Source organism: Labrys miyagiensis (genome assembly GCF_030160835.1).
GTDB lineage: Bacteria > Pseudomonadota > Alphaproteobacteria > Rhizobiales > Labraceae > Labrys > Labrys miyagiensis.
The window spans coordinates 38,338-51,063 of sequence record NZ_BSPC01000011.1 but is presented as its reverse complement, the minus strand read 5'-3'; the positions used below and the strand labels follow the sequence as shown (position 1 = coordinate 51,063).

Genomic DNA, 12,726 nt, shown 5'->3' with positions numbered 1-12,726 from the left:
TGGAAAAACGGTGCAGACAGCGGCACTTCCGCCCTGTAGGAAGCACGGGACAAGGAAGGACCGATGACCACGATCTACAAAATCATGACGGCGCAACAATGGCAGGAGGCCGAGGCCGCCGGCCGGTTCGAGGGCGCGCCAATCGACCTCAAGGATGGCTATATCCATTTCTCCGACGCCGGTACAGTGCGCGAGACGGCCGCGAAGTATTTCGCCGGCCAGCCCGATCTCCTCCTGGCGGCGGTCGAGGCCGAAAAGCTCGGCGAGGCCCTCAAATGGGAGGTTTCGCGCGGCGGCGCCCTGTTTCCCCACCTTTATGCCAGCCTGCCGCTCGACGAGATCCTCTGGATCAAGCCGCTGCCGCTGAGCGAGGATGGCAGCCACCTGTTTCCCGTCGAGCTGGCATGATCGGCGCCGCCTTTGCCCTCATCCGCCCCCTGCTCTTCCGCATGGATCCGGAGCTGGCGCATGAGCGCACGCTTGCGGCCCTGCGCGGCCTGCCGATCCCCCCGCCCCCTGCCGATCCCTCTTCGCTTGGGGTCAAGGCTTTCGGCCTCGACTTTCCCAACCGCGTCGGCGTGGCCGCCGGCTTCGACAAGAATGCCGAGGTGGTCGATCCGCTGTTCCGCCTCGGATTCGGCTTCGTCGAGATCGGCAGCGTCACGCCCCGCCCGCAGGAGGGCAATCCGCGGCCGCGCCTGTTCCGCCTGCCGGCCGACGAAGGCGTGATCAACCGCTTCGGCTTCAACAATCAGGGCCACGCCGCCGTGCTGGCGCGGCTGAAGGCAAGGAAGGGCCGGGGCATCCTCGGTGTCAATGTCGGCGCCAACAAGGACAGCGAGGACAAGGCGGCCGACTATGCCGCCGGCATCGTCGCCTTCGCGCCCGTCGCTTCCTATTTCACGCTGAACGTCTCCTCCCCCAACACGCCGGGCCTGCGGAATCTCCAGAAGCGCGAGGCGCTGGACGAACTCCTCGCCCGAGCGGTGGAAACGCGTGACTCCGTCGCCCTCAACGGGGCCCGCCGCCCCCTGCTCCTGAAGATCGCACCCGACGTCACCCTGGCCGAACTCGACGACATCGTCGACCGGGCGCTGGCGCATGGGCTCGACGGCATGATCGTCTCCAACACCACCATCTCCAGGCCCGAAAGCCTGAAGGAGAAGGCGCTCGCCGGCGAAACCGGCGGTCTCTCCGGCGCGCCGCTGTTCGAACTCTCCACCCGGGTGCTGGCGGAAACTGCCAAGCGGGTGGCGGGCAAATTCCCGCTGATCGGCGTGGGCGGCATCCACTCGGTGCGAACTGCGAAGGCCAAGATCGAGGCGGGCGCCACGCTGGTGCAGCTCTATTCCAGCCTGGTCTACAAGGGCCCGGGGCTGGTGACGGAGATCAAGCGGGGGTTGTAGCCGGGAGCGCGGACATCCTGTCCGCCTCTTCCCCTCCCGCAGTCGCATCGTTTCCAAGAGGCGGACAGGATGTCCGCGCTCCCAGTCAAGCCGCCTTCTTCGTCTCCGGCTTGAACCTCTGGTAGAAACGCTCATCCCCCGCCGCCATGTCCCGCAGCAGCTTGTTCGGCTCGAAACGTTCGCCATAGGCAGCCGCCAGTCTATCGCAGAGCGCCACGAAGGCCTTGGTGCCCATGCCGTCGATGTAGGAGAGCGCGCCGCCCGTGAACGGCGCGAAGCCAAAGCCGAGGATGGAGCCGACATCGGCCTCGCGCATGTCGGTGATGATGCCGTCCTCCACCGTTCTCGCGGCTTCCAGCGCCTGCACCACCAGGAAGCGATGCTTGAGGGTTGGGATGTCGATGGTGTCGGGATCAAGCTTCACCGGCTGCAGGTCGGCAAGGCCGGGCCACAGGCGCTTGGGGCCGACGGCGGGATAGTCGTAGAAGCCCTTGCCGTTCTTGCGGCCCTGCCTTCCCTCCTTGTTGAGGAGGGTGTCGAGCAGCGTCTCCTGGGCGGGATCGACAGCGCCCTCGCCAAGATCCTTCTTGGTGGCCTGCAGGATCTTCCAGGCGAGATCAATGGCGACCTCGTCATTGAGCGAGAGCGGGCCGACGGGCATGCCGGCAGCGCGGGCGACATTCTCGATCATCGCCGGCGGCACGCCCTCCGCGAGCATGAGATGGCCCTCGCGGATATAGTTGAGCACGCAGCGATTGGCGAAGAAGCCGCGCCCGTCATTGACCAGGATCGGCGTCTTGCGGATGGCGCGCACGAAGTCGAGCGCCGTGGCGATCGCCTTGTCGCCGGTCTTCTCGCCCTTGATCACCTCGACCAGCAGCATCTTCTCGACGGGGGAGAAGAAATGCACGCCAATGAACTGTTCCGGCCGCGCCGAATTGATGGCGAGGGAGGAGATCGGCAATGTCGAGGTATTCGAGGCAAAGATCACATCGGGGGCGAGCACGGCTTGCACCTTCTTGATCACCTCGGCCTTGACGGCGCGATCCTCGAACACCGCCTCGATGACGAGGTCGACGCCCGCCAGCGCGTTGTAGTCGGGCGTGGCGGTGATGCGGCCAAGCAAGGCGTCGCGCTCGGCCATGGTGCCGCGGCCCTTCTTGATCTGGCTCGTGATCAGGCTGTCCGAATGGGCCTTGCCCTTGTCGGCCGCCTCCTGGTCGCGGTCGACCAGGACCACGTCGAGGCCGGCCAGTGCCGAGACATAGGCGATGCCGGCGCCCATGAAGCCAGCGCCGACGACGCCGACGCGCTTGAGCCGGCTCGGCGGCATGGCGGGGCGGCGGGCGCCCTTGTTGAGGTCCTGCATCGAGACGAACAGGCTGCGAATCATGGCAGCGGCTTCGGGCGAGCGCAGTACATGGGCGAAATAGCGCGATTCCACCGTCAGGGCCCGATCGAAGGGCAGTTGCAGGCCCTCGTAGACGCTTTGCAGGATGGCGCGGGCGGCGGGATAATTGTCGTAGGTCTCGCGGCGATAGAGCGCGTTGGCCGGCGGAAAGACCATCATGCCGGCCTTGGAATAGACCAGGCCACCCGGCAGGCGGAAACCCTCGACATCCCAGGGCGCCTTGGGCGAGCCGCCGGCCTTGATCCATTCCTTGGCCTTGGCGATCAGTTCGTCCCTGGGCGCCACGGCATGCAGGAGGCCCATCTTGTGGGCCTGCGAGATGCGCAGCCGGTCACCCTTGAGCAGCATCTGCAGGGCCTGGTCGGGCTTCATCAGGCGGGAGACGCGGGTGGTGCCGCCCGCTCCGGGGAAGAGGCCGACCTTGACCTCGGGCAGGCCGACGCGGGCCTTGTCATTGTCCGAGACGCCGATGCGGTAGTGGCAGGCCAGCGTCAGCTCGAAGGCGCCGCCGAGGCAGATGCCATTGATCACGGCGGCGAACGGCTTTCCCGAGGTCTCGATCCGGCGGTAGAGCTGCGAGAGATACCGGCTCTCGGCGAAGAAGGTCTCCATCGCCTTCTCTTCGCCAAGCGCCTTGCAGGCCTCTTGATAACGCCGGCCCAGCCCTTGCAGCATGGTGAGATCGGCGCCGCCTGAGAAAGCCTCCTTGCCCGAGGCGATCACGCAGCCCTTGATGCCGGCCTCGCCAACGACCTTGGCGAGGATCTCCTCGAGCTCGTCCATCACCTCCACGGTGATGACGTTCATCGAGCGACCGGGCATGTCCCAGGTGGCGAGGGCGATACCGTCGGCGTCGACATCGAAGCGGAAATTGGTGAGGTCCATTGGGGGCTCCCAGGAAATGGGGGGCGGGTCTTCAGACCCGGCTGGAAACGCGGCGCACCAGGAAAAGGCGGGTCTGAAGACCCGCCCCCCGATCACACCCGCTCGATGATGGTGGCGGCACCCATGCCGGCGGCGACGCACAGGGTCACCAGGGCGGTCGACTTGCCGGTGCGTTCGAGCTCGTCGAGCGCCGTGCCGAGGATCATCGCGCCGGTGGCGCCGAGCGGATGGCCCATGGCGATGGCGCCGCCGCAGGGATTGACCCTGGCGGGGTCGAGGTCGAAGGCCTGCATGTAGCGCAGCACCACCGAGGAGAAGGCCTCGTTGATCTCGAAGAGGTCGATATCGCCCTTGTCCATGCCCGCCTTCTGGAAGATGAGCCGGGTGACGTCGACCGGGCCGGTGAGCATCAGGGCGGTGTCGGAGCCGACGGAGGCGGCGGCCTTGAGCCTGGCGCGCGGCTTCAGGCCCAGTCTTTTGCCGGCTTCCGCGGAACCGATCAGCACCGCCGAGGCGCCGTCAACGATGCCGGAGGAATTGCCGGCATGGTGGACATGCTCGACCCTCTCGACCTCGGGATGCGACTGCACGGCCACCGCGTCGAAGCCGCCCATCTCGCCCATCTGAATGAAGGAGGCGTTGAGCGCGCCCAGGGTCTGCATGGTGGTGGACGGGCGCATATGCTCGTCCCTCGCCAGGATGGTGAGGCCGTTGATGTCCTTCACCGGCACCACGGATTTGGCGAAGCGCCCCTCGTCCCAGGCCTGCGCCGTGCGACGCTGCGATTCCACCGCATAGGCGTCGACGTCGGCGCGCGAGAAGCCGTATTTGGTGGCGATCAGATCGGCCGAGATGCCCTGCGGCATGAACCAGGTCGGCACGGCGCTGGAGGGGTCGAGCGCCCAGGCGCCGCCCGAGGCCATCATGCCCACGCGCGACATGCTCTCGACGCCGCCGGCGAGGACGAGGTCCTTCTGGCCGCTGGCGATCTGGCCGGTGGCAAGGTTCACGGCGTCGAGGCCGGAGGCGCAGAAGCGGTTGATCTGCACGCCCGGCACCTTCTCGCCAAGCCCGGCATGCAGAGCGGCGATGCGGGCAATGTCACCGCCGGCCTCGCCGACCGGGTCCACACAGCCGAGGATGACGTCCTCGACCGCATTTTCGGGCAGGCTGTTGCGCTCCGCCACGGCGCGCAGCGTCTGGCTGGCGAGCGCCAGGCTGGTGACCTCATGCAGGGCGCCGTCGGGCTTGCCCCGCCCGCGTGGCGTGCGCACCGCGTCATAGATGAAGGCTTCGGTCATTGGGGATACCCCTGGGAGCGCGGAGGTCTCGTCCGCTCTTGGAAACGATACACTTGCAGGAAAGGAAGAGCGGACATCGCGACATGCAAGCATGTCGCTGTGACGTCCGCGCTCCCAGCTAGAACGCCTCCGCCGGCAGGGCCATCACATCCCCTGCCCCGGCGGTCACGCGGGCCAGGCGCAGGCCCGTCTCGGGCAGCAGCCTGTCGGCGAAGAATTTCGCGGTGACGAGCTTGTTCTTCGCAAAAGCATCGTCGCCCTTGGCCAAGGCCGCCTTGGCCATCTGCGCCCACATATAGCCCATCGCGACCAAGCCGAAGAGCTGGAGATAGTCGGTGGAGGCCGCGCCGGCATTGTCGGGCTTGGCGAGGGCATTCTGCATCAGCCACATCGTGGCCTGCTGGAGATGGCCGGCCGAAACTTTCAACGGCGCGACATAGGGCTTTAGCGCCTCGTCCGCCTCATGGGCCTTCAGGAAGCCGTTGAGCTCAGCGAGATAGGCCATCATGGCGCGGCCACCGTCGCGCGGCAGCTTGCGGCCGACGAGGTCGAGCGCCTGGATGCCGTTGGCGCCCTCATAGATCAGGGTGATGCGGGCATCGCGCACGAACTGCTCGACGCCGACCTCGGCGATATAGCCGTGGCCGCCGAACATTTGCTGGCTATTGATCGCATTCTGCAGGCCGTTCTCGGTGAGGATGGCCTTGATGATCGGCGTCAGCAAGCCGAGACGGTCATCCGCCGCCTGGCGCGCCGCTGCGTCGGGCGAGCGGCGATGGATATCGGCCTGCAGCGCGGTGACCAGCGCCAAAGCACGGCCGCCTTCGTTGAGGGCGCGGGCGGTCATCAAGGTGCGGCGCACGTCCGGATGCACGATGATCGGATCGGCGGGCTTGCTCGCTTCCTTCACACCGCTCAGCGCCCGGCCTTGCAGGCGCTCGCGGGCGTAGCTGGCGGCGTTCTGGTAGGAGACCTCGCCCATGGCGAGACCCTGCACGCCCACGGCGAGGCGGGCCTCGTTCATCATCACGAACATGGCGGCGAGACCCTTGTTCTCCTCGCCGACCAGGAAGCCGGTCGCTTCCTCGTAATTCATTACGCAGGTGGCATTGGCGTGAATGCCCATCTTCTCCTCGATCTTGCCGCAGGAGAGCGTGTTGCGCTCGCCTGGCGAACCGTCTTCCTTGACGAGATATTTCGGGCAGACGAGCAGCGAGATGCCTTTGGTGCCCGATGGAGCGCCTTCGATGCGTGCGAGCACCAGATGCACGATGTTGGCGGCAAGGTCGTGCTCGCCGGCCGAGATGAATATCTTCTGGCCGGAGATCTTGTAGGAACCATCGCCATTGGGCACGGCCTTGGTGCGGATGAGGCCAAGATCGGTGCCGCAATGGGGCTCCGTGAGGTTCATGGTGCCGGTCCACTCGCCGGAGATCATCTTGGGCAGATAGGTGTTCTTCTGTTCGTCCGAGCCATGTTCCAGCATCGCGGCGATGGCGCCCTGGGTAAGACCCGGATACATGCCGAAGGCAAGATTGGCGCCGGAGACGAATTCCTGCATCACCGAATTCAGGACGGCCGGCAAGCCGAGGCCGCCATACTCCACAGGCGCCGGCAGCCCGACCCAGCCGCCGGCGCGATAGGATTCATAAGCCGGCTTAAAACCGTTGGGGGTGGTCACGGTGCCATCGGCCGCGCGATGGCAACCCTCGCGGTCGCCGCTGGCGTTGAGAGGCTGCAGCACCTCCTCGCAAAGTTTGGCGCCCTCGCCCAGAATGGCGGCGACGGTATCGGCCGAAACGTCCTCGAAACCCGGCAAATTATTGTATTTGTTGATATCGAGCACGTCGTTGATGAGGAACATCGCGTCCTCCACCGGAGCCTTGTAAACAGGCATGGCTCACTCCCTTCAAATTCAAAATCAGAAATTACTTCTGCTGGCGCGCAAGGCGGCTCTTCACCACGTCGCGGGCATGGCTCAGCTCGGCATAGGCATGGTCGAGGTCGCGCCGCTTGCGATCGAGCTCGGCGAGCTTTTCCTCGAAGCGCTGGAGAGCGACGCGCAACTGCGTGGCCTGGCCGTCGCCGAGATCGTAGAGATCGAGCATGTGGCGGACATCCTCGAGCGAGAAGCCCACGCTCTTGCCCATCAGCACGAGCTTGAGGCGGGCGCGGTCGCGGCGCGAATAGATGCGATCGAGCCCCCGGCGCGTGGGATTGAGGAGACCCTTCTCCTCGTAGAAACGCAACGTGCGGGATGTGATGTCGAATTCCTCGACGAGTTCGTGGATGGTGAAGCGCTCCTTGCGCGGAACCTCCGCCTGCGCTTCCGCATTCTCCTCCCGGAAAGTCGACTCGCTCAATGTCATCGAACGCCTCTCCATTGCTGTTGAAGAGGAGATAGCTCCAGTTTACGTCAACGTCAAGAGAACAGCGAAAAGTTAATACGGATGAAGGGGATCACGTCCCGCCGCGCCGCATGGGAGCGGACCGGATGACAGGTTTGGATACAGCCGCCGCGCGCCTCTGCCCGTAGAGATCGACGGTCGCCCCGGCGAAAGGCGCCGGCAGCCTTGTCTTGCCCCAGCGCTCCGAACCCAGCTTGTGCGCCGCTGCGATGGATGCGGCATTGCCGGGGTCGATGACATGGACGACCTCCTGCCAGTCGAGTTCGTCATAGGCCCAGGCGATGCAGCGCGCCGCTGCCTCGGTGGCATAACCCTGGCCCCAGACCGAGCGGTCGAGCACCCAGCCGATCTCGGTACCCGGCCAGCCCTCGGGCTGCCAGGGGCCGGCGCGGCCGATGCACAGGCCTGAGGCCTTCTCGATCACCGAGAAGGTACTGAAACCCCGCGTGATCCAGGCACCCGTCATCAAGGTGAGGATACGCCAGGCCTCCGAGCGCTGCTTGGGGCCGCTGAGAAAACGGGTGGTGACGGGATCCGCCAGCATTCTCGCCCAGGCGTCGAGATCGTCCGGTTGCGGCGGTCTCAGGAACAGGCGTGGCGTTTCGAGCGTGGGTCCCAGCATCATGCCATCATAGCCGCTTCCCTGCCGCAGCGACATCCTGCCAAAACGACGCATCATTTCGTCAGAGTGTCGCTCTGCAACTTTTCTGGAAAATGCTACAAGGCTATCTCCGCCGACTGGCCGGCATCCTCCAGCACAAGGTCGGCGCCCTTTTCGCCCACCATGATGGCCGGTGCATTGGTATTGCCCGAGGTGATGGCGGGAAAGATCGACGCGTCGATGACACGCAGGCCCGTAAGGCCATGCACGCGCAGCCGGGGATCGACGACCGCCTGGCCTGCATCCGGCCCCATGGCGCAACTGCCGCAGGGATGGAACACCGAATAAGCGCGCGCACGGATGTCGGCAATGAGCTCCTCGTCGCTCTCGACGGCGATGCCGGGCTTCTTCTCTTCGACGATCAGATTGCGGAAGGAATGCGTCTTCGCAAGGCCTCTCAGGATCCGTGCGCCCGTCAGCATGTCGGCGACATCATGCTCGGTGGCGAGGTAATTGGGCCGGATCAGGGGCGCCGCGGTCGGATCGGCCGAGCGGATGGCGATATGGCCCCGGCTCGTCGGATGGCAGGGCGAGATGCTGGTGGAAAAGCCCGGGAAGAGGTCGGGCCTGGTGAGGGCGCGCACACCCGGCACGGCGCGTTCATAGCTCAGCGGCGAGAAATAGAGCTGGATGTCGGGCGCCGGCAGCTCCGGCTTTGTGCGGATGAAGCCGCCGCCCTGGTTGACGCTGAGCGCCAGTGGTCCCGTGCTGCGCACCACATATTGCAGGCCGACGCGCAGCCGCGCCATCAGCGGGCCCAGCACCTGGTTGAGGGTCGGCAGGCGCGAGCGGTAGACATGGTCGTAGCACAGATGATCCTGCAGATTGGCGCCCACCGCCGGCAATTCATGCCGCGGCTCGACACCGGCCTCGCGCAGGAGGTCCACCGGTCCGACGCCCGAGAGTTGCAGCAATTGCGGCGAGTTGATCGCCCCGCCGCTGAGGATCACCTCGCGCCCGGCGCGCGCCTCGATGCTGCGGCCCTTCTGCCGGTAGGCGACACCGATGCAGCGGCGGTCCTCGAACAGGAGCTTCGTCGCCAGCGCGCCGGTCTCGATGCGCAGGTTCTCCCGCCCCTTGGCCGGCCAGAGATAGGCCCGCGATGTCGACGCGCGGTAGCCTGTGGTGGTGGTGTTGATCTGGTAATAGCCGATGCCCTCGATGCTCTCGCCGTTGAGGTCGCCGGTAAAGGGCAGCCCGGTTTCCTGCGCCGCCTTGATGAAGATGGCGGTCAGGGGATGGGCGGTCGAGGCGATGGTGCTGACATGGAGCGGCCCGCCCGCGCCATGCCACGGCCCCGCCCCGAGGGCATGGTCCTCCAGGCGGCGATAGGCGGGCAGCACGTCGCGCCAGCCCCAGCCAGGATTGCCCATCGCCTCCCAGCCGTCGAAATCGCCGGCGCTGCCGCGCGAATAGACCATGGCGTTGATCGAGCTCGAGCCGCCCAGCACCTTGCCGCGCGGCTGGTAGACGGTGCGGCCGTTCAGGTTCGGCTCAGCCTCGGTCTGGTACATCCAGTTGACTTCGGGGTCATGGAAGGTCTTGCCGTAGCCGATCGGCGTCTGGATCCAGAAGCGCCGGTCCGACGGCCCGGCTTCGAGCAACAGCACCTTGTAGCGCCCGCTCTCGCTGAGCCGCGCGGCGACGACGCAGCCCGCCGAGCCCGCGCCGACGACGATGTAGTCATACTCACTCATGATACGGGCAAACTCATTACGGGGCTGCGCTGTGGTCGCGCTGGGCCAGGATGCTGATCAGGCCGAGCGTCGCCGAGGAGAGCATCAGGAACAGCGAGACGGCATTGAGGAGCGGGGTCGAGCCTTCCTTCATGCGGTCGAACATGGTGATGGTCAGCGGCGGATCCGACCCCACCAGCATCAGCGTGGTGTTGAAATTCTCGAAGGACATCAGGAAGGAGATGATGCCCGAGCCGATCAGCGCCGGCTTGAGATAGGGCAGCGTGATCGTGCGCAGCACCTCCCAGGGCGTGGCGCCGAGATCGTGGGCGGCTTCCTCCAGCGAACGGTCGAATTTGCGCAGGCGCGCCGAGATCACCAGCGTCGCTACCGTGGCGATGAAGGAGAACTGGCCGAGAATGACCAGGAAGAGACCCGGCCTCAGCCAATCGATCTCCACCCCGAAGGCATCGTCGGTGCGATTGGCGATGCCGCTCGAAAAGGCCAGGATCGAGATGCCGAGGATGACACCGGGGATGACCAGCGGGGCGAGCATCAGCAGATGGCAGAATTTCTTGCCCGGGAACTCGTAACGCTCGAACAGGAAAGAGGTGGTGGTGCCGACCAGCAGCGCCAGCGTGGTCGTGCATACCGCCACGATCAGCGAATTGCCCATGCCCCGCCAGACATTGGGATCGTTGAACAGGCCCAGCATCGGATCCTTGGTGCCGAAAAACCAGGTCAGCGTGCCCCCCTTCCAGGGCAGCGAGGGATACATCGAATTGTTGAAGGCGAAAACGGCGACGACCAGGAGCGGCAGCGCCAGATAGACGATGAACAGACCGACATAGGCGTTGTAGACGCCGCGGACGAAGGGGCTGCGGGACAAGGAAGCCAGCATCATTGCCTCCCGAGCGTCGAGGAGAGCGACTGGCCGCTGAGCTTGAGCGCAAGCCAGACCACGGCGCTCGAACAGGCGAGCAGGATGAAGCCAAAGGCCGAGCCCGCCTCCCAGTTAAAGCGGGTGATGAACTGCGTGTAGATATGCGCGGTGAACCACAGCCCGCTCTTGCCGCCCATCAGGGTCGGCGTGAGATAGTTGCCGAGACTGAGCATGAAGACGATGACCGAACCTGCCACGATGCCGGGCATGGCATGCGGGATGACGATCTCGCGCAGCACGGTGAAGCCGTCGCCGCCGAGATCGTAGCCCGCCTCGATATAGGAATTGTCGAGGCTGTCGATGGCCGAGATCAGCGGCACCACCATGAACAGCATCGAGGTGTAGACGAGGCCGATCATCATCGCCACGTCATTATAGAGGAACTCGACCGGCCCGGAGGTGATGTGCAGGAACTGCAGGAGGTTGGAGAGCAGCCCCGTCTCGCGCAGGATCAGCATCCAGCCGAACACGCGTACGATCTCGCTGACCCAGAAGGGCAGGAGGCAGGTCAGGAACAGGATGGTCCGCGAGCGGCCATGCGCGATCTTGGCGATGTAATAGGCCACCGGGAAGGCGATGACGAGCGTGAGGACGGTGGCGAGCACCGACATCGTGATGGTGCGGATCAGCGTCCAGACATAAGCCCATTCGCCGAAGAAATCCTGGTAGTTGGCCAGACTCGTGCGGTAGACCCGCGGCGATATCTTCTCCTGCAGCGACATGTAGAGCAGGTCGATATGCGGGATGATGATCAGCAGCCCGATCCACAGCACGAAGGGCGTCAGCAGGAGGAAGAAGGTGAGGCGGCGGCTTGAGGTGATCATGCTGGTTCCTCAGGCCCGGCTTGCGGTCTGGCTGAAGCAGCGGCTCTTGCCGGGTGCGAAGCGCAGCGAAACCGGCTGTCCCACGGTGAAATTGCCGATGCCGCTATCATGGGCGAAGGCCACCGAGACGGGCGCACCCGCCCCGCACTTCACCAGCACACGGCTCATTGCGCCGTTGAACAGGAAGCTCTCGACCTCGCCCCGGATCTCATTGGTGCCATTGCCGGGCAGCGGCGTTGCGCCGACCGGCTCGATGGCAATCTCCTCCGGGCGCACGAAGACCTCGACGGCCTCGCCTTTGGCGATCGTGTGATTCGGTCCGACGACGGCATTGAGCGCCCCGCCATCGGCCCGCTCCACCGTCACGGCCTGACCGCCCGCCGAAACGACCTTGCCGGCCCAGCGGTTGGAATCGCCGACGAAGCCGGCGACGAAGGCGGTCTTCGGGTTGAAATAGAGTTCCTGCGGCGAGCCGACCTGCTCGAAGCGCCCGTGGTTCATCACCGCCACCTGGTCGGACATCACCAGCGCCTCGGACTGGTCATGGGTGATGTAGATGAAGGTGGTGCCGAACTGGTGCTGGAGCTGCTTCAGCTCGACCTTCATATGCTCGCGCAGCTTGAGATCGAGCGCGCCGAGCGGCTCGTCGAGCAGCAGCACGGCGGGATCGAGCACCATGCAGCGGGCGATGGCGATGCGCTGCTTCTGGCCGCCCGACAATTGATCGATGCGCTTTTCGCCGGCACTGGGCAGGTCCACGCGCGCCAGGATATCGGCGACGCGCCTGGCGATATCCTCCCGCGCCATGCCGCGGCGGCGCAGGCCATAGCCGATATTCTCGGCCACGCTCATCATCGGGAAGAGGGCGAGGTGCTGGAACACCATGTTGACGGGCCGCTTGTTCGGCGGCGTCCTCAGCACGGACTCGCCCTTGATCAGGATGTCGCCGGAGGTCGGCTCGCCGAAGCCGGCAACCAGGCGCAGCGCGGTGGTCTTGCCGCAGCCCGAGGGCCCGAGCATCGAGAAGAAACTGCCCTGGGGGATCTGCACCGAAATGCCGTCGACAGCTCTGAAACTGCCATAGGTCTTGACGAGATCACGACATTCGAGATCGAAATTCATGGACACCGCCGGAGGATGAGAAAGGGCCTGTTCGGCCTCAGATACTGACCAGAAAAAGGTACCCGCCCGTCGCTCGTTGCTACTGTTCG

At 65.3% G+C, this 12,726-nt stretch carries 11 protein-coding genes; 2 read left to right on the top strand and 9 right to left on the bottom strand.

Annotated elements, in window-relative coordinates:
- The first annotated feature begins 63 nt into the window (after window positions 1-63).
- Both QQL24_RS06685 and QQL24_RS06680 read left to right on the top strand, forming a co-directional pair.
- Complete coding sequence (locus QQL24_RS06685; protein WP_284311129.1) at window positions 64-408, top strand: DUF952 domain-containing protein; 345 nt, start codon at window positions 64-66, stop codon at window positions 406-408.
- Window positions 405-1,406, top strand: coding sequence for a quinone-dependent dihydroorotate dehydrogenase (locus tag QQL24_RS06680; RefSeq protein ID WP_284311128.1), 1,002 nt, complete (start codon window positions 405-407; stop codon window positions 1,404-1,406). The genes QQL24_RS06685 and QQL24_RS06680 overlap by 4 nt, the downstream gene beginning before the upstream one ends.
- Before the next feature lie 85 nt (window positions 1,407-1,491).
- Here QQL24_RS06680 and QQL24_RS06675 read toward each other — a convergent pair whose 3' ends face one another.
- The 9 genes from QQL24_RS06675 to QQL24_RS06635 all read right to left on the bottom strand — a co-directional run bounded on the left by QQL24_RS06675 (window position 1,492) and on the right by QQL24_RS06635 (window position 12,637).
- On the bottom strand, window positions 1,492-3,702 hold the full coding sequence (locus tag QQL24_RS06675; protein WP_284311127.1) for an FAD-dependent oxidoreductase: 2,211 nt from the start codon (window positions 3,700-3,702) through the stop codon (window positions 1,492-1,494).
- A gap of 92 nt (window positions 3,703-3,794) precedes the next feature.
- Window positions 3,795-5,003, bottom strand: coding sequence for an acetyl-CoA C-acetyltransferase (locus tag QQL24_RS06670; RefSeq protein WP_284311126.1), 1,209 nt, complete (start codon window positions 5,001-5,003; stop codon window positions 3,795-3,797).
- A gap of 118 nt (window positions 5,004-5,121) precedes the next feature.
- Window positions 5,122-6,900, bottom strand: coding sequence for an acyl-CoA dehydrogenase C-terminal domain-containing protein (locus QQL24_RS06665; protein ID WP_284311125.1), 1,779 nt, complete (start codon window positions 6,898-6,900; stop codon window positions 5,122-5,124).
- A 31-nt stretch (window positions 6,901-6,931) separates the two neighbouring features.
- On the bottom strand, window positions 6,932-7,372 hold the full coding sequence (locus QQL24_RS06660; RefSeq protein ID WP_284311124.1) for a MerR family transcriptional regulator: 441 nt from the start codon (window positions 7,370-7,372) through the stop codon (window positions 6,932-6,934).
- A gap of 91 nt (window positions 7,373-7,463) precedes the next feature.
- Window positions 7,464-8,090, bottom strand: a complete 627-nt coding sequence (locus QQL24_RS06655; RefSeq protein ID WP_284311123.1) for a GNAT family N-acetyltransferase — start codon at window positions 8,088-8,090, stop codon at window positions 7,464-7,466.
- Between the two features lie 38 nt (window positions 8,091-8,128).
- Window positions 8,129-9,769 carry a GMC family oxidoreductase gene (locus QQL24_RS06650; protein ID WP_284311122.1) on the bottom strand — a complete coding sequence of 547 codons (1,641 nt, stop codon included), beginning with the start codon at window positions 9,767-9,769 and terminating at the stop codon, window positions 8,129-8,131.
- 16 nt (window positions 9,770-9,785) lie between these two features.
- Complete coding sequence (locus QQL24_RS06645; RefSeq protein ID WP_284311121.1) at window positions 9,786-10,649, bottom strand: ABC transporter permease; 864 nt, start codon at window positions 10,647-10,649, stop codon at window positions 9,786-9,788.
- Window positions 10,649-11,515, bottom strand: coding sequence for an ABC transporter permease (locus QQL24_RS06640; RefSeq protein WP_284311120.1), 867 nt, complete (start codon window positions 11,513-11,515; stop codon window positions 10,649-10,651). The genes QQL24_RS06645 and QQL24_RS06640 overlap by 1 nt, the downstream gene beginning before the upstream one ends.
- 9 nt (window positions 11,516-11,524) lie before the next feature.
- Window positions 11,525-12,637: an ABC transporter ATP-binding protein gene (locus tag QQL24_RS06635; protein WP_284311119.1), complete on the bottom strand. Its 1,113-nt coding sequence runs from the start codon at window positions 12,635-12,637 to the stop codon at window positions 11,525-11,527.
- Between the last annotated feature and the right edge of the window lie 89 nt (window positions 12,638-12,726).

Bases quoted from the DNA above. Each gene is read 5' to 3' on its own strand.
- QQL24_RS06680 (WP_284311128.1), top strand. From the start codon at position 405: ATGATCGGCGCCGCCTTTGCCCTCATCCGCCCCCTGCTCTTCCGCATG.
- QQL24_RS06670 (WP_284311126.1), bottom strand. From the start codon at position 5,003: ATGACCGAAGCCTTCATCTATGACGCGGTGCGCACGCCACGCGGGCGG.
- QQL24_RS06635 (WP_284311119.1), bottom strand. From the start codon at position 12,637: ATGAATTTCGATCTCGAATGTCGTGATCTCGTCAAGACCTATGGCAGT.
- QQL24_RS06685 (WP_284311129.1), top strand. From the start codon at position 64: ATGACCACGATCTACAAAATCATGACGGCGCAACAATGGCAGGAGGCC.
- QQL24_RS06645 (WP_284311121.1), bottom strand. From the start codon at position 10,649: ATGCTGGCTTCCTTGTCCCGCAGCCCCTTCGTCCGCGGCGTCTACAAC.
- QQL24_RS06660 (WP_284311124.1), bottom strand. From the start codon at position 7,372: ATGACATTGAGCGAGTCGACTTTCCGGGAGGAGAATGCGGAAGCGCAG.
- QQL24_RS06675 (WP_284311127.1), bottom strand. From the start codon at position 3,702: ATGGACCTCACCAATTTCCGCTTCGATGTCGACGCCGACGGTATCGCC.
- QQL24_RS06650 (WP_284311122.1), bottom strand. From the start codon at position 9,769: ATGAGTGAGTATGACTACATCGTCGTCGGCGCGGGCTCGGCGGGCTGC.
- QQL24_RS06640 (WP_284311120.1), bottom strand. From the start codon at position 11,515: ATGATCACCTCAAGCCGCCGCCTCACCTTCTTCCTCCTGCTGACGCCC.
- QQL24_RS06665 (WP_284311125.1), bottom strand. From the start codon at position 6,900: ATGCCTGTTTACAAGGCTCCGGTGGAGGACGCGATGTTCCTCATCAAC.
- QQL24_RS06655 (WP_284311123.1), bottom strand. From the start codon at position 8,090: ATGATGCGTCGTTTTGGCAGGATGTCGCTGCGGCAGGGAAGCGGCTAT.